Genomic DNA, 17,385 nt, shown 5'->3' with positions numbered 1-17,385 from the left:
GTGCGGCACCTTGCGGCAGCTCGCAGGCGTCTGCCGCCCGACTCCATACGGTGTCGCGCGGCTTCCTGGTGCGCCGCGCCTGGACGGACCAAACGTAACGGGTACCAACTAAGTTGACGATCCGAAGGGGTCAAGGTAGGTATACCCGATTAAATACTGAACCCCTCAAAAGAGTTTACTGCGTACCGGGGGTGTAAATCTGCGGTTGGTGAGCTGCCCCGAGTTTCGACCCACTGCACAATGGCGCGTTGGACCTGGTCAGCGTCGCCATGGGCCTTGGTGTCTGATCAACTCAGCCTTTAAGGGATCCTGCGGGCACCACAGGGCTTGCCGGAGGCGGAGTGAGCTGCGCGGATCTTCGCCAGCAGCTGCTCGTCGCGCAGGCGCCGGGCAGACTTCGGCCGCCTGCGGCGGGCGTTGTACGGGGGCCTCCGCCCCGGGGTTGGGGACGATGCCGGGAGTGCAATGCAACTGGCCCATGCCGAAGTGGCCAACTCGTCGATCTGTCCGAGAAGGGGGCCGGCCGACGAGCGACCTTCGATGGCATCAAGTGGCTGCACAAAACTCGTATACGCGCAGACCGAGGTGGACGGCACAACGGCTGACAAGGCTCGCACGCATCAGTAGGCCGCCTGCGGCTGCCACGCTTCCTGGAAACGGCGCCGGGCCCGGTGGAGACGGGACCGAACCGTGCCGACGGGAAGCGACAAGGTCGCCGCCATCTCGTCCTCGTTGAGTCCGTAGACCCGCAGGGCCAGGATCTGGCGGTGGGCTTCCGACAGCCGGTCCAGAACGTCGTTGATGTGCACGGCGTCCAAGGAGCTGGTCAGAAGTCCCGACTGCAGCTGGGAGCAGGCGGCCTCCGCCTTCAGCCGCTTGACGGTGCGGACGGCCTCCCGGGTGGCTACGGAGCGCACCCAGCCGTAGAACGCTGCCGGTTCGCGTAGGGTGCCGAGGCCCCGGTAGATCGCCAGGAGCGCCTCCTGGACAGCGTCGGAGCGGTTGTCGCGGGATATGGTGACGCACACGCGGGTGACGTACGGGGTGATCTCAGTGAGCAGGTCGTTCATCGCCCGTGCGTCGCCGGCCTGGGCTCGGGACACCAACACGGCGACAGGGGTGGGGGGTTCGTTCTGGTTCTTCATGTCGAAGGAGTGCTCCTCGGGCGACGCGGTGTCAGGCGGTAGCGGCGAGGTGCCGTTCCTCGTCGGAATCGGCAAGGGCGCAAAGGGCCGCCAGGACCTCGTCGCGCAGCTCGCGCATGAACGGCCGGCTGAAGCAGGCGGTGTGGTGAGGGAACTCGATGGCGAGGCGGCCGTCGAACGACGCGACGCAAGCCATCAGCGGGCTGCGCCCGGCCTGCGGGAAGTAGTGCTCGCGGGCGGGCACGAGCCGTACGTCGGTGACGTGCGTGCCCGTCGGCAGGCGCGGGCCGGACACGGCGCCCATATTGGTGACGATGACCGTGCCCAGGTGCAGCGTCGGGTGCTGCGGGACCATCGGCATGATGCGCATTGCCTCGAAGTGGTCGCCACGGTCGAAAAAGTCCCGCAGACCGCCGGCGACTTGGCGCGCCAGCTCCAGTACGTCGGTGTCCTCGGCGACGGCCAGGTCCTGGAAGTGCGCGGTGACAGCGGCGACCATGACATCGGCGGGCACCGGCGGCGAGAGGCGCGAGCGCAGATCGACGGGTGACATGCAGCGCAGGATGCGCGAGCCCGTGCCGTCCAGGCGTCGGCGGGCCGCGAGCAGCAAGGCGGCGCCTATGAGGCCGTGCACCGACAGACCTTCCGCGCGGGCCCGTTGACGGAGACGGGAAGTGGTTTCGGTGTCGAGGAGCAGCCTCTGGACCTCGATGCTGCCCGACGCTTCCCCGGGTGTCCTGACGTCGTACTCGACGAGTTCGACCGGGTGGCGCCCGGCTTCCTCCACACGCGCTTCCAGGAACTTCGCAGTCTCGGCCTCGTCCACCTGGGGCAGGAGCCTGCTGATGGGCCCGGGGAGTCCGGCAGCGGGCGGGCTCAGGGCCGGCGCGCCGCCGATGCGCTCCCGGTAGCGGTCCCAGAGGGTGTTGAGCAGGGCGATCGCGCTGTGTCCGTCGGTGATGACGTGGTCGACGGTCAGGACGAGGGTGTGCCGCTCCTCGTCGGGGTCGCTCACGAGGACCGCCCGGGTCAGCGGACCGCCCACCGTCAGCGGCCTGTTGAGCTCCTTCGCGTAATCCTCCTCCCCGCCGGTGCGGATCCGCAGCCGGGGTTGCTCGGTCTCCGGGAGGAGTTCGAGGGCATGGCCGTCGCCGTCCGGGACAACCCGCGCGAGCAGCGTCGGCTGCTCCGCCGTGACCGCCTCGAACGCCGCGGACAGGGCCGCCGTGTCGACTGGACCGTCCAGGGCACAGGACAGCACTGCCCTGCTTCGCTGGGCGACGTAAAGGTTTTCCACGGGGCACAGCACACGTCGCATGCACACAGCCTTTCTCCAGGTCGGCATCGCTCCGCATGAGAGCACGCCTGACGATTTTCTCTGCCCGTACCAACCGGATTATTCGTGTGAGCAGTCGGATCACACCGTGGGGAAAACGTTCTCTGATGCGGAGAGGCAACGGACGGGACGGACGTCCGCGTCGCGAGGGAACTTCGAGCGCAGTGAGCTCTGTTCCCCAAATAGAAAACGGTAGGCGAGATCCTTTACTCATCGGACGGAAAGTCCGTTCGCGTCAGGGAAAGCGGGTGAGGACACGGCCTCGGCCGCTCCGCCGATTCCTCTGCTGCATCCTCTGGTCAGGTTCGGATTCACTTGATCGACATACGCGGCACTGCAGTTCCACCCCTGCCGCAAAAGCGTCCGGGCCTACTTGATCCGCCGGTGCCGCACGGCCCTGACCGACGCCGACTCGCGCATGCGGGTGGGTCGGCCCGGGATCGCCGGGCGTTGCCGCGGGCGGCGACGACGAGCCCCGCCGCGCCGCCGGCGCTCCTGGGTGGTCAGCCCCGGGAGGTCCGCCATACCGGCTGCCGCTCCTCGCATGCTTTCACGCCAACTCCGCGAACTTGCAGATCAACTCGCCAAGTTGACTGAATCGCGCCACAGATCCGCTCCGAGGTCGCGGCGCGTGGCGACCTTGCACACCCGCCGCGCACGGGTCCGGGCCGCGCGGTCCGGCGCCCCGTGGCGGCTTGCGCACGAGGCGTGGACACCCTGTCACGCGTCGTTCCGCCGCAGGAAACAAGGGCCTTGGCGAGTCTCATGCGACCGTGCGGCACTCGGGCCACATACCCTCCGCCACGGCTCCGCGGCGTCGACATCAGGACGTGCGAAGACGATGTCTCAAATCAATTCTCCAACCAGTGAAGCCAATTGAAAGCGAACGTTAAGTTCACCCTTGAATTTTCCTGGCGCCATTCAGGCGCCCCAGGACGCCCTTGACTGTCCGACTCCGGGTCGTGCAGAGTGAGGCAGCGGGAGATGATCGTCGCCTACCCAGGCAATTCTCGCGTCGCTTCCTGCCGCGCGCCTTCCGTATCCCCGCCTTTCCTGTCGCATTCCCCCTTCGACGGCGCCTTGCGCGACGGTTCGACGGCGGGCGCGGCATCCACATACGGCGTATCCGTCCGTCCACCACCCGGAATCCGGGACCGTCCACTGATTCGTGTGAATACCGCTCGCCATTGAGGGTTGGTGCCATGTCAGTCCACGAGCACGAACGTCGACAGCTGTCGGGGGCCCAGGAGGGTCTGTGGTTCGCCGAGCGGCTGGCGGTGCACGCTGCCGCGTACAACACCGGCGAGTACGTGGAGATCCACGGCCCGGTCGACACCGACCTGTTCGAGGCCGCGCTGCGTCGTACCGTGGCGGAGGCCGACACCTTCGCGCTGCGTTTCGCCGACACCCCGGACGGCCCCCGCTGCGCTTCGGCCGACGAAACGGACGACTGGCCGTTGCACCGCGTCGACGTCAGTGCCGAGCACGACCCGCACACCGCCGCGGAGGACTGGATCCGCCAGGACCTGGCGATGGCGACCGACCTCGTCTCGGGGCCGCTGTTCTCGCACGCGCTGATCACGTTGGGACCGGACCGGTACATCTGGTTCCTGAAGGTCCATCACATCCTGCTGGACGGCTACGGTTACAAGCTGGTGGCCCGCCGGCTCGCGGACACGTACACCGCTCTGGCCGCCGGGCGCGAGCCGGAGCCCGCCGCGTTCGAGCCGGTTGCGCGGCTCCAGGCCGAGGAGGCCGCCTACTCGGCCTCCGAGCGTCACGACCGTGACCGCACATTCTGGGCGTCCCGCCTCGCCGGTCTGCCCGAGCCGGTCCGCCTCACCGACCGCACGGCCCCGCCCGAGGCACCCTTCCTGCGCTGCACCCACGACCTCACGCCCGCCCGGACCGAGACGCTGGGCACGGCGGCCGCTCGCTTCAAGGTCTCACGCACCGACCTGCTGGTGGGTGCCATCGCCGTGTATCTGCACCGCATGACCGGCGCCGAAGACCTGGTTCTGGGCCTGGCCACGATGAGCCGGCTCGGCTCCGCAGCGCTGCGCACCCCGGGCACGGCCTCCGACATCCTGCCGCTGCGCGTCACCGCCTCCCCCAGCATGCCGATCACCGATCTGATGCGGTCCGTGGCCGAGGAACTGCGGTCACTGCGCCGGCACCAGCAGTACCGGGGCGAGCTCGTCCGCCGCGACCTCGGGCTCCTGGGCGCGGGGCGCCAGGTGCACGGACCGGTGGTCAACGTGGTCCCGTTCTCCGAGGACCTGGCCTTCGCCGGGCATCCCTCGACCTCCCACCACCTCTCCGGCGGCGCCGTCGACGACCTGCAGATCAGTGTGCGCCCGGGAGCCCGACCGGGCGGACTGTGGCTGGCGTTCGACGCCAACCCGGCGGTGTACGAGCAGATCGAGCTGGACACCCATCTAGGGCGGTTCCTTCACCTGCTGGACCAACTGGTCACCAAGGACGGCAGGTCGGCGCTCGCCGACCTGTCGCTGCTACTGCCGGGTACGGAGCCGGAGACCCGGCCGCGGCGCACCTACACGATCACGGACACTCTCAACCGGCGCTTCGAGGCGCAGGCGGCCCGCGTCCCGGACGCCATCGCGGTGACCTTCCAGAAGGACCACTTCAGTTACGCCGAACTCAATGCGGACGCGAACCGGTTGGCGCGGCTGCTCGTCGAGCGCGGGGCGGGCCCGGGCCGGCTGGTCGCGCTCGCGCTGCCGCGCGGGATGCGTCTTGTCGTGGCGCTGCTCGCCGTGCTGAAGACGGGCGCCGGGTATCTGCCACTGGACACCGGGCATCCGGCCGAGCGGCTGCGCCTGGTCACCGAGGACGCGCCGCCGGCCGTCCTGGTCACCGACGCCGCAACCGCGGGGGCGCTGCCCGCGATACCGGCGCCGACCGTCGTCCTGGGCGACCCGGCGACCCACGAGGACCTCGCCGTACGCCCGACCGCCGACCTCACCGACGCGGACCGCACCGGACCCACGGGCCCCGACGACCTCGCGTACGTCATCCACACCTCCGGCTCCACCGGCCGGCCCAAGGGCGTCCCCATCCCGCACTCCAATGTGCTACGGCTGTTCGAGGCGACCGACGAGCACTACGACTTCGGCGCGGACGACGTGTGGTCGCTCTTCCACTCGTACGCCTTCGACTTCTCCGTCTGGGAGATGTGGGGTGCGTTGCTGTACGGCGGACGGCTCGTCGTCGTGCCGTCCGCGGTCACCCGCTCGCCGCGCGACTTCCTGCGGCTGCTGCGCGAGGAGCGGGTCACGGTGCTCAGCCAGACACCGTCCGCGTTCGAGCATCTGATGCGGGCGGACCAGGAGGGCGAGCGGGCCGAAACGGCCCTGCGGTACGTGGTGTTCGGCGGTGAGGCACTGCACGTGGACCGGCTGCGCCCGTGGGCGGACCGGTACGGCCTGGACGCGCCGGCGCTGATCAACATGTACGGGATCACCGAGACGACCGTCCACGCCACCTTCCAGCGCGTGACCCGCGCCCACCTGGACGATCCACGGCAGCCCAGCGTGATCGGCGTGCCACTGGCCGACCTGTGCATCCATCTGCTCGACGCCCACCTGCGGCCGGTTCCGCCGGGCGTGACCGGCGAGATCCATGTGTCGGGAGCGGGTCTCGCGCCCGGTTACCACGCCCGGCCCGAGCTGACGGCCCAGCGGTTCGTGCAGGACCCGTTCGCCCCGCCCGGCACGCTGATGTACCGCTCCGGCGACCTCGCCCGGCGCCGGGCCGACGGGATCCTGGAGTACATCGGACGCGCCGACGAGCAGGTGAAGATCCGCGGCTTCCGGATCGAGCCCGGCGAGATCCAGGCCGTGCTCGCCGAGCACCCCCAGGTCTCCTCGGCGGCGGTCGTCGTACGGCGGACCGCCGACGGCGACCCGCAGCTCGTCGGGTACGCCGTGCCCGCCGCGGGACACCGACCGGACCCGGCCGGGCTCCGCGCCCACCTGGCGGAGCGACTGCCCGGGCACCTGGTCCCGGCCGCCTGTGTGCTGATCGACGCGCTGCCGCTGACCGCCAACGGCAAGCTGGACAAGCGGGCCCTTCCCGAGCCGGACTTCACCGACGTCGCGGCCGGGCAGCGGCCCACGACGCCCGAACAGGCTCTGCTCTGCCGGCTGTTCGCCGAGGTGCTGCGGCTGCCCGAGGACTCCGTGGGTGTGGCCGCCAACTTCTTCGACCTGGGCGGGCACTCGCTGCTCGCGGCACGGCTGCTGGCCGGACTGCGGGCCGAGACCGGCCAGGACGTCCCGATGACGGTGCTCTTCGAAACTCCCACGCCGGCGGCTCTGGCGCTCCGGCTGGCCGAGGGGTCGCAGGCCGCGGTACGGCTGCCCGCCCTTGAGGCGGCGGCGCGTCCCGAGCGGGTGCCGCTGTCGTTCGCACAGGAACGGATGTGGTTCCTCAACCGGCTGGACGGCGGCGCAGCGACGTACAACATCCCGCTGATCGTGCCGCTGGAGCACGACCCCGACGAGGAGGCGCTGCGTGCGGCGCTCGCCGACGTCGTGGACCGGCACGAGAGCCTGCGCACGGTGTTCGCGGACGACGGGGACGGCCCGCACCAGCGGATACTCCCGCCCGGGACGCTCCGTCCGGAGCTGCGGATCGTGGACTGCCCGGCGGAGGAAGCGGACGCGCAGGTCGCCGCGGCGGGCCGGCATCCCTTCGACCTGAGCCGGGAGAGCGCGCTGTGGGCCGCGGTCATCGGTACCGGGGCGCGCCGTACGCTGCTGCTCGTCCTGCACCACAGCGCGGCCGACGGCTGGTCGCTGCGGCCCCTGGCGGAGGATCTGAGCGCCGCCTACGAGGCCCGCCGGGAGGGCCGGGCGCCGCACAGGAAGCCGTTGCCGGTGCAGTACGCCGACTACGCGCTGTGGCAGCGCGAGGCCCTGGCCCCCGCGCCCGAGGGGCCCGGACGGCTGGAGCTGCTCACCGGCTTCTGGCGCGAGGCCCTCACGGGGCTGCCCGCGGAGAGCACCCTGCCCGCCGACCGGGCTCGGCCCGCCGGGCCCGGCGGGCCGGGCGCGAGTGTGTCGGGCGGCGTGGACGCGGAGCTGCACGAGCGGCTGCTGCGGCTGGCGGAGGCCGAGGACGCGAGCCTGTTCATGGTCCTGCACACCGCCGTGGCCGCGCTGCTGTCCCGCTGGGGCGCCGGCACCGACCTGGCGATCGGCACCCCGGTGGCCGGGCGCTCCGAGGCCGCACTGGACGACGTCATCGGGCTGGTCACCAACACGCTGGTGCTGCGCACCGACGTCTCGGACGACCCCGGCTTCCGTGAACTGCTCGCGCGGACCCGCCGGTTCGATCTCGCGGCGCTGGACCACCAGGACCTGCCGTTCGACCTCCTCGTGAATGACCTGAACCCGCCCCGGCATCCGGCCCGCCACCCCCTGTTCCAGGTCATGCTGGCCCTGCAGAACAACGAGCCGGCCGTGCTGCGGCTGGGCGACCAGCGCACCGCGCTGCGGCCCACGGCCACCGGCACCGCCAAGTTCGACCTCTTCGTGGACGTCGTGGAACGGCACGACGAGCAGGGCGCGCCCGAGGGCCTGGACCTCCACGTCGAGTACGCCACCGACCTGTTCGCGGCGGAGACCGCCGTCCGCTTCACCGAGGCGCTGTCCGCAGTCCTCGCCGCCGGGTGCGCGGATCCGGAGCTGCGCATGAGCGACCTGCCCGCACGCGAGCCCCGGCCGCAGAGCCCGCCCGGTGACCTGGCCGCCGTGGCCCTGGAGGTCGCCGGGGTGCGCGACGCGGTCGTACTGCCGTCGCCCGAGGCGTCCGGTCCGCCGTCGCTGTACGTGGTGCCCGGCCGGGCCGGCCCGGTGGAGCCGGATGTCGATGCGGCGCGCGTCACCGCCGTGAGCGGGCTGCCCCGCACCCCGGACGGCGCCCTGGACACCGACGCCCTGCGCGCGCTGCCCGCCCTCGACCGCAAGGCCGCCGCCGACTGGCAGCGGGAGCTGGAGCGGCTGACCGGCGTCCGCGAGGCGTCGGTCGAACTGGCGGACGCGGCCGAGGAGTTGGGCCGGGTCCACGCCGGACCGACCCGGGCCGCGACCGGGCCGGAGGCCTCCCCCGAGCCGGAGTCCCGGACCGATGGCGTCCCCGCCCTCAGCGAGGGCCCGGCCCTCACCGAACCGTCCGTCTCCTCCTGGGCGGCGGCCCTCACCCGCGCGGCGGCCAAGCCGCACGGCGAGATCGTGCACGTACGCGCCGACGGCAGCGAGACCCGCCGCAGCTACGCCTCGCTGGTGGCGGAGGCCTCCCGGGTGCTGGCCGGGCTCCGGCAGCGCGGGCTGCGGCCGGGCGACCAGGTGATCCTCCAGTGCTCGGACACCGAGGACTTCATGGCCGTGCTGTGGGGCTGTGTTCTCGGCGGGTTCGTGGCCGTGCCCCTGACCGTCCCCGCCTCCTACGCCACCCCTTCGGCCGCCGTCACCAAGCTGGAGGGCATCTGGCGGATGCTGGAGAAGCCGTGGATCGTCGCCTCGCCGTCGGACGCGCCCGGGCTGCGCGAGCTCGCCGAGCGGGACGGCTGGCCGGGGCTGCGGCTGACGACCGCCGACGCGCTGCGCGAGGCGCCCGGGGACCGCGACTGGCACGAGGCGGCACCGGACGACCTGATCTTGATGCTGATGACTTCGGGGAGCACCGGCCTGCCGAAGGCCGTGCGGATCACTCACCGGGGCGTGCTGACCAGGTCGGCGGCCACCGAGGCGATGAACGGACTGGGCGAGCACGACGTCAGCCTCAACTGGATCCCGCTGGACCATGTGACCGGTGTGGTGATGTTCCATCTGCGGGACGTGTATCTCGGTTGCCGTCAGATCCACGCGCCCACCTCATGGGTCCTGCAGGACCCGCTGCGCTGGGCCGACCTCGCGGACCGGCACCGCGTCAGCGTCACCTGGGCGCCGAACTTCGCCTTCGGGCTTTTCGCCGAGCAGGCGCACCGCTTCGGGGGCCGTACGTGGGACCTGTCGCCGATGAGGCTGGTGATGAACGCCGGCGAAGTCGTCGTGGCCTCCGCGGCACGCCGTTTCCTGCAGGTGCTGCGCCCGTTCGGGCTGCCGGGGCACGTGATGCACCCCGGCTGGGGCATGTCCGAGACCTGCTCGGTGGTCACCGACAGCGTGCTGCCCGCCGAACCGCCCGGCCACGACGAGTCGTTCGTGAGCTGCGGACTGCCGTACCCCGGGTTCGCCATGCGGATCGTCGACGACCGGGACACGATCCTGCCCGAGGGGGATGTCGGCCGGCTCCAGGTGCGCGGGACCTCGGTGACCGAGGGCTACTACGACAACGCGAAGGCCGACGCGGAGTCGTTCACGCAGGACGGCTGGTTCGACACCGGCGACCTGGCCTTCTTGCGGGGCGGTGAGCTGTACATCACCGGCCGGGCGAAGGACGTCATCATCGTCAACGGCGTCAACCACTACAGCCACGAGATCGAGTCCTGTGTCGAGGAACTCCCCTGTGTGGTACGGAGTTTCACGGCCGCGGTCGCCGTCCGCTCCGACCCGTCCGCGGCCACCGACGAACTCGCGCTCTTCCTGCACCTCGCCGAGGGCCACGACCCGGCCGGCGCCCTGCGCGAGATCGGGGGCAAGGTGACCCGGGAGATCGGCGTGAACCCCGCCTTCCTCATCCCGGTCTCCACCCGGGACATCCCGAAGACGGAGATCGGGAAGATCCAGCGGACCAGGCTCCGCAAGAGCTTCGAGGCAGGCGACTTCGACGAGGCGGTGCGCGAGACGCAGCTGCTGCTGGGCAGCGCGGCCACGCTGCCGGACTGGTTCCTGCGACCGGTGTGGCAGTCGGCCGACGCCCTGCGCCCGCCCCTGGCAGCCGCGGGGCGGCACGTCCTCGTACTGGCCGGACGAGACCCCGAACCCGCCGCACAGGTCGCCGAACGACTGCGGGCCGAGGGCGGGCTGTGCACGGTGGTCACCGAGGGGCCGGCGTACGAGCGGATCGACGCCGCCGCCTACCGCGTGCGGCCCACCGAGGTCGACGACCACGCCGCCGTGCTGGAGCAGCTCGGCGCCGACGGGCGCGAGGTCGATGCCGTGCTCCGACTCGGCTCGCCCGGCGACAGTCACCCCGCCGAATCCCTGCTGGCCTTCGTCCGTGCGCTGATCGACCGGCACGGTTCCAAGCGCCCGCTCCCTCTGCTGCTCGTCACGGCCGGCGCCCAGGCCGTGACGCCTGAGGACCGGCCCCGCTGCGACCACGCCACGTCGGTGGGTCTGCTCAAGTCCGTGCGCGAGGAACAGCCCTGGCTGCGGGGCGTCCACGTCGACCTGGCACCGGACTGGGACGTGGACACGCTGCTCGCCGAGCTGACGCCCGCGCCCGCCGACACCGAGGTCGCCCACCGTGACGGCCGGCGGTACGTGCGCCGCCTGGCACCCCTGCCCGACCCGCTGCCGCGCACCCGGCCGTCCACCGTCGGCTTCCACCTCATCAGCGGCGGCCTGGGCGGCGTCGGCGTCGAGATCGCCGAGCATCTGCTCAGGACACCCCGAACGCGGCTGCTGCTGCTCGGCCGCGGTGAGCCCGGCGACGAACTCCGGCGGCTCGCACAGCTCGGGGACGTGCGCTGGGCGCGCTCGGACGTCACCGACGCCGCGCAGGTGCGGGCCGCCGTCCGCGAGGCGGCCGAGGCGTGGGGTGAGCCGTTGACCTCGGTGCTGCATCTGGCCGGTGCCTTCGACGAGCGGCCGGTGCGCGAACTCGACGGGGAGAGCTGGCGGACGGCGCTGGACGCGAAGGTCCGGGGCGCCTGGGCGCTGCACGAGGTCGCGGCGGAGCACCCGGTCGACTCCTTCGTCACCTTCTCCTCCGTCAACGGCTACTTCGGCGGCGCCATGAACTCCGCGTACGCGGCCGCCAACGCCTTCCTGGACGCCCTGGCCGTGTACCGCCGCCACCTGGGTCTGCCCGGGCAGAGTCTGGCGTGGAGCATGTGGCGCGAGCGCGGGATGAGCCGGGGCTACGGTCTCACCTCGCTGACCGAGGCCCGCGGCTACCGGGTCCTCGACCCGACGGCGGCACTGCGCTCGTTCGACTTCGCGCGCTCCCTCGACGAACCGCACGTCCTGATCGGCGCCGACCGTACGGCACCGTGGGTGCGCAGCCATGTCGTCGGCCCCGTGCGGCAGGTGCGACGGCTCGTGGCGAGGGTCGCCCTCGACGAGGGAACCGACCTCGGCACGCTGTACCGCGACGCGGCCCGGGGTGTGGAGGGCGACGCGTGGGTGCTGCGGTCGGCCGGCACGGCGACCGCGCGTGCCGGAGCCCCGGAGTCCGGCGAGGAGTCGCGCCGTCTGGAGACACGGCTCGCCGGCATCTGGTGCACGGTGCTGGGCCGGGACCGGGTCGGCCGCGACGACAACTTCTTCGGCCTGGGCGGCAATTCGCTGCTCCTGCTCGGCGCCCAGGCGGCGATCAACGAGGAACTGGGCTGCGATCTCGGCGTGGTGGACCTGTTCGCGCATCCGACGGTGCGGGCGCTCGCCCGGCACCTGGCCGACAGCGCAGTCGGCGCCGGCCACGCCACAGCGGCCCCCGCGCCGGACCGGCCCACCGGCCTGGACCGGGCCAGGCAGCAGGCACAGCGGCAGCGTGCGGCCCGCGACGCCCGTCGCTCCGTACGGGAACGGAAGGACCGAAACGATGGCTGAACCCACCACCCTGCTGGACGAGAAGGTGCCCGCCGTCGCCGTGATCGGCATGGCGGCGCGCTTCCCGGGAGCGGACGACGTCGACGCCTTCTGGGAGAACCTCGCCGCGGGCCGCGACGCGGTACGTCCCGTCACCGACGAGCAGTTCCTCGCGGCGGGCGGCGACCCGGAGGACCTCGGCGACCCGACCCTGATCCGGATGGCGTCCGTGGTCGAGGGCATCGACCGCTTCGACGCGGACTTCTTCGGCATGAGTCCCGCCGAGGCGTCCGTCGTCGACCCGCAGCAGCGGCTGCTGCTGGAGACGGCGTATCACGCGCTGGAGGACGCGGGGCAGGTGCGCGACGCGCGGGAGATCACCACGGGCGTCTACGCGGGCGCCGGCGACAGCCGCTACTACCCCGCGCACCTGCATCCCCGGTACGCCGGCCGGCCGGGGTCGGTGGCGCTGGTGCACGCGGCCACCGCCAACTCCCTCGGGACCCTGGCCACCCGGATCTCCTACGAACTGGGGCTCACCGGACCCAGTCTGTCGCTCCAGACAGCGTGCTCCACGGCACTGGTCGCGCTGCACACCGCCTGCCAGGACCTGCTGGACTTCCGGTGCGATCTGGCGCTCGCCGGGGCGGTGTCCCTCAACCCCTCGGCACTCCTCGGGTACCGGCATGTGCCCGACGGGCCGTTCTCGCCGGACGGGCGCTGCCGGGCCTTCGCGGCGGACGCGGCCGGCACCTCCTCGGGCGACGGGGTCGGGGCGGTCGTACTGAAACGGCTGGAGGACGCGGTCGCCGACGGAGACCGGATCCGGGCGGTGGTGCGGGGCTCGGCCGTGAACAACGACGGGCGCCGCAAGGTCGGGTTCACCGCGCCCAGCGCGGCCGGCCAGACCGAGGTGATCCTCGCCGCGCAGACGCAGGGCGAGATCGACGCCGGAACGATCGGGCTGGTCGAGGCGCACGGCACGGCCACGCGGATCGGGGATCCGATCGAGGTGGCGGCGCTGACCGAGGCGTTCCGGCAGAGCACGGACCAGCGTGGGTACTGCGCGCTGGGCTCGGTGAAGACCAACATCGGGCATCTCGGCGCCGCGGCCGGCATGGCCGGATTCGTGAAGGCCGTACTCGCCCTGGAGCACCGGCGGATACCGCCCAGCCTGCACTTCGACGCGCCGAACCCGCTGATCGACTTCGCGTCAGGTCCGTTCCGGGTGCCGACCGAGCTGGAGGAATGGCCGTACGCCGGCCGTCCGCGCCGTGCCGCGGTCAGCGCCTTCGGGGTAGGCGGCACCAACGCCCATGTCATCGTCGAGGAGGCACCAGCCGCCGGGGAACCGCCCCGGTCGGCCGAGACGCCCCGGCGGCACGTCCTGCCGCTGTCCGCGCGTACGGCCGGCGCGCTGCGCGGGCAGGCCGAGGCCCTGGCCCGCCATCTGGAACACCACCCCGAGCTGCGGCTCGACGACGTCGCGTACTCCCTGCGCGCCGAGCGACCGGCGCTGCGCCACCGGCTCACCGTCAGCGCCACGTCGGCCGCCGAGGCGGTGGCCGCGCTGCGCACCCCCCTGCCGCCGGCGGGTCCGGTCCCCGACGATCCGCCGCGGGTGGCGTTCCTGCTGCCCGGCGGCGGGACCCAGTACGCCGGCATGGGCACCGAGCTGTACCGGGACAACGACGTCTACCAGGACGCCGTGGACCGATGTGCGGGCGTCCTGCGGCCGGTCATCGGCGGGGACCTGCGCACCGCCCTGTTCGAGCAGGTCGAACCGGGCAGCACCCCCGCCTTCCTCGCGCTGATCGTCACCGAGTACGCGCTGGCCAGGACGCTCATGGAGCAGGGCGTGCGCCCCGACGCGCTGATCGGGCACTCCCTGGGCGAGTACACGGCCGCCTGTCTGGCCGGCGTGATGGACCTCGACGAGATGCTGCCGGTGGTCGCCGAGCGCATCCGGCTCATCGGCTCGTGCGGCGGGGCGACCGTCGGCGTCGCGGCCCCCGCGGAGGCCCTCACCCCGCTGCTCGGCCCGGACCTGTCGCTGGCCGCCGTGAACGGCCCCGCGGCCTGCACGGTCGCCGGCCAGGCGGACGCGGTGACCCGGTTCGAAGCCGAACTCACCCGCCGGGACGTGCCGTTCCGCCGGCTGCGCATGCCCGCCGCGGCCCACTCCCACGTCCTCGACCCGATCCTCGACACCTTCGCCGGGCATCTGCGCACGTTGCGGCTCCGCCCGCCCCGTATCCCCTACGTCACCAACGTCACCGGGAACTGGATCACCGACGCGCAGGCGACGGACGTACGGCACTGGGTCGACCACACGCGCCGGACCGTGCGGTTCGCCGACGGCATCGGCACGCTCTGGGCGGACGGGCGGATGGTGCTGGTGGAGATCGGGCCCGGAGACAGCATGACCAAGCTCGCCCGCGCCCGGCTGGAGGGCGAGGAGCCGGTGACGGTCACGACCATGCGGCACGCCAAGGCCGAGGGGCCCGACGACTTCGTCCTCGCCGGCGCGCTGGGCCGGCTGTGGGCCGCCGGGATCGACGGGGCGCTGCCCAAGGGCACGGATGCCGCCGGTCCTCCGCGCCGGGTGCGGCTGCCCGGGTACGCCTTCGAGCGGCGGCGGCACTGGATCGACGCCCCGGGCGCACGCACCGGTTCCGGGGCGCCGGAGCCGGAGCAGGTCGTGGACTCCGGCGGCGGACGGATGCCGCGGCCGCTGCTGACGACCGAGCATGTGGCGCCGCGCACGGACCGGGAGCGGGCGGTGACCGAGGTGTGGGAGGAACAGCTGGCCGTCGAGGGCATCGGCGTCCACGACAACTTCTTCGACCTCGGCGGCGACTCGATGCGGGCCGTGCTCCTCGCGGGCCGGCTGCGCTCGGCCGGCGTGCTGGACGTACCGGCCGCCTCACTGCTGGCGTCACCCACGGTGGCCGGGCTGCTGGCGTCGGTCGACGACCTCCGGGGCTCCTCCCCCGAGGCGGTGCGCCCCCTGCTGCCGCTGCGCCGCGAGGGTGGGCAGACACCGCTGTTCTGCGTCCATCCCGCCGCCGGCGTCTCCTGGCGGTACACGGGTCTGCTGCCTCATCTCGGCCCGGACCAGCCGGTGTTCGGCATCCAGGCCCTGGGGCTCGACGGCACCTGCCCGCCCGCACCGGACGCCAAGTCCATGGTTGCGTCGTACGTGGACCTCGTGCGCGAGGCCCAACCCGAGGGCCCCTACCGGTTGCTGGGCTGGTCCTACGGCGGTTGCGTCGCGCACGCCATGGCCTGCGCGCTCCAGGAGCAGGGCGAGCGGGTCGAGTTGCTGGCCATGCTGGACGCCCCGCAGCCGCACGGCACGCTCCACGATCCGCAACGGGCCGAACGACAGGTCGCCGCGCTGCTGATGCGTGTGGCGGGGCTGCCGATCGACGCGGACACCGCGGTGCCGGGCGTCGACAGCGTTCTGGCGCGCATCAGCGAGGACCCGGCCGACGGTACCGCGGCGACGGCTCCGGTGACGCGCGCCGAGGCCGCGGCGATCGCCGACGTGATGCGCAACAACCTGCGGATCTCACCGCAGTTCAGTCCCGGCGTCTACCGCGGCGAGGTGCTGTTCTTCAGCGCAACCGAGGACGCGTACGCCGACGGCGCAGATCTCGCGTTCGCTCCCCGTAAGGCGGACGCCTGGCGGCCTTACGTCGACGGGTCGCTGACCGATCACGCTGTGCCCTGCGGCCACTACGAGATGACCGAACCCGCGCCGATGGCCGTGATCGGCGCGGTGGTGGCAAAGGCACTGCGGCCTGTCTCCGGGTGAGCCCGGCTCGCTTCCCGGCTCCCCCGGCCCTCCCCGACCGAACGCTCAGGAGAGCTCTGTGAACAAAGACCTGTACGACCTCGGCGACGCCCCCGAACTCGGCACGGCGCCCCGGCGGATGTACGCCTCCGTGATCCGCCGCGAGCGCTACGGCGAGCCCGTCGGCGCCTTCCGCACCGAGGTGGTGGACGTGCCGCCGGTAGGGCCCGGCCAGGTCCTGGTGAAGGTGATGGCGGCCGGCGTGAACTACAACAACGTGTGGGCCGCACTGGGTTCGCCGCTGGACGTCATCGCCGCCCGGCAGAAGCAGGGCGCCACGGAAGACTTCCACATCGGCGGCTCCGACCTCTCCGGCGTCGTCTGGGCCGTCGGCGGGAACGTGCGCGGGGTGAAGCCGGGTGACGAGGTGGTCGTACTGGCCGTCCGCTGGGACGAGTCCGCGCCGGACATCCGGCTCGGCGCCGACCCGGTCACCTCCTCCTCGCTGCGGGTGTGGGGCTACGAGGAGAACTACGGCTCCTTCGCGCAGTTCGCGGTCGTCGACGACTACATGTGCCAGCCCAAGCCGGCCCGGCTGTCCTGGGCGGAGTCCGCCTGCTACATGGCGACGGCGGCCACCGCCTACCGTCAGCTGTTCGGCTGGCAGCCGCACACCGTCCGGCCCGGCGACCCGGTCCTGATCTGGGGCGGTGCGGGCGGCCTCGGCAGTATCGCCATCCAGCTCGTCCGGCACGTCGGCGGCATTCCCGTGGCCGTCGTGTCCAGCGAGGAGCGCGGCGAGTTCTGCATGCGGCTCGGCGCCGAGGGCTGGATCAACCGGCGCGACTTCGACCACTGGGGCCGGCTGCCCGACGCCTCCGACGAGGCGGCGATGGCCAAGTGGACGTCGGGGGCGAGGGCGTTCGGCCGCCGGTTCTGGGAGGTGCTCGGCGAGCGCCGGGCCCCGAGGATCGTGCTGGAGCACTCCGGCGCCGACACCATCCCTACGTCGGTGTATCTCTGCGACAACGCCGGGATGGTGGTCATCTGCGGCGGCACGACCGGCTACAACGGGGATGTCGACCTGCGATTCCTGTGGATGCGCCAGAAGCGCCTGCAGGGCTCGCACGTGGCGTCACTGCGCGAGGCGCGCGAGGTGACCCGGCTGATCGACCGGGGCGCCATCGACCCGTGCCTGTCACGGACGTTCGGCTTCGAGGAGGTCGGCCTCGCCCATCAGCTGCTGCACGAGAACAGGCACCCGGCCGGGAACATGGCAGTGCTGGTGAACGCGAGCGCATAGCGACAGGTACGGTCAGGGGCCCGGAGACCTCAGGTCTCCGGGGCCCAGACGTGGTGGGGTGGTGGTGGCAAAATAAGCCC

At 72.3% G+C, this 17,385-nt stretch carries 5 protein-coding genes; 3 read left to right on the top strand and 2 right to left on the bottom strand.

Annotated features, from left to right (window positions below; genetic code table 11):
• Window positions 1–620: 620 nt before the first annotated feature.
• Together AB0H32_RS20650 and AB0H32_RS20645 are read right to left on the bottom strand one after the other, a co-directional pair.
• The gene (locus tag AB0H32_RS20650) at window positions 621–1,145 is read right to left on the bottom strand and encodes an RNA polymerase sigma factor (protein ID WP_361122369.1); all 525 of its coding nucleotides are present in this window, start codon (window positions 1,143–1,145) and stop codon (window positions 621–623) included.
• A gap of 31 nt (window positions 1,146–1,176) precedes the next feature.
• Entirely contained in the window at window positions 1,177–2,463 is a 1,287-nt protein-coding gene (locus AB0H32_RS20645) for a protein kinase (protein WP_361122366.1), read from the bottom strand.
• Window positions 2,464–3,683: 1,220 nt separating this feature from the next.
• Here AB0H32_RS20645 and AB0H32_RS20640 point away from each other — a divergent pair.
• From AB0H32_RS20640 to ccrA, 3 genes are read left to right on the top strand one after another with little or no spacing between them, the layout of a single operon-like run.
• Window positions 3,684–12,224 carry an amino acid adenylation domain-containing protein gene (locus AB0H32_RS20640; protein WP_361122363.1) on the top strand — a complete coding sequence of 2,847 codons (8,541 nt, stop codon included), beginning with the start codon at window positions 3,684–3,686 and terminating at the stop codon, window positions 12,222–12,224.
• Window positions 12,217–16,023, top strand: coding sequence for a beta-ketoacyl synthase N-terminal-like domain-containing protein (locus tag AB0H32_RS20635; protein WP_361122360.1), 3,807 nt, complete (start codon window positions 12,217–12,219; stop codon window positions 16,021–16,023). Before AB0H32_RS20640 ends, AB0H32_RS20635 begins: the two co-directional genes overlap by 8 nt.
• Window positions 16,024–16,081: 58 nt before the next feature.
• Window positions 16,082–17,305 (top strand): crotonyl-CoA carboxylase/reductase, encoded by a 1,224-nt coding sequence (gene ccrA, locus AB0H32_RS20630; protein ID WP_361122358.1) that lies wholly within the window; start codon window positions 16,082–16,084, stop codon window positions 17,303–17,305.
• The last annotated feature ends 80 nt before the right edge of the window (window positions 17,306–17,385 follow it).

Source organism: Streptomyces sp. NPDC020362 (assembly GCF_040642095.1).
Taxonomy (GTDB): Bacteria; Actinomycetota; Actinomycetes; order Streptomycetales; family Streptomycetaceae; genus Streptomyces.
The sequence above is the reverse complement of the archived record's forward strand: the minus strand, read 5'-3'. Positions and strand labels throughout refer to the sequence as shown.

What these genes read in the sequence shown, in the direction of transcription:
- AB0H32_RS20645 (WP_361122366.1), bottom strand. Translation starts at nt 2,463, where the DNA reads ATGCGACGTGTGCTGTGCCCCGTGGAAAACCTTTACGTCGCCCAGCGA.
- AB0H32_RS20650 (WP_361122369.1), bottom strand. Translation starts at nt 1,145, where the DNA reads ATGAAGAACCAGAACGAACCCCCCACCCCTGTCGCCGTGTTGGTGTCC.
- AB0H32_RS20635 (WP_361122360.1), top strand. Translation starts at nt 12,217, where the DNA reads ATGGCTGAACCCACCACCCTGCTGGACGAGAAGGTGCCCGCCGTCGCC.
- AB0H32_RS20640 (WP_361122363.1), top strand. Translation starts at nt 3,684, where the DNA reads ATGTCAGTCCACGAGCACGAACGTCGACAGCTGTCGGGGGCCCAGGAG.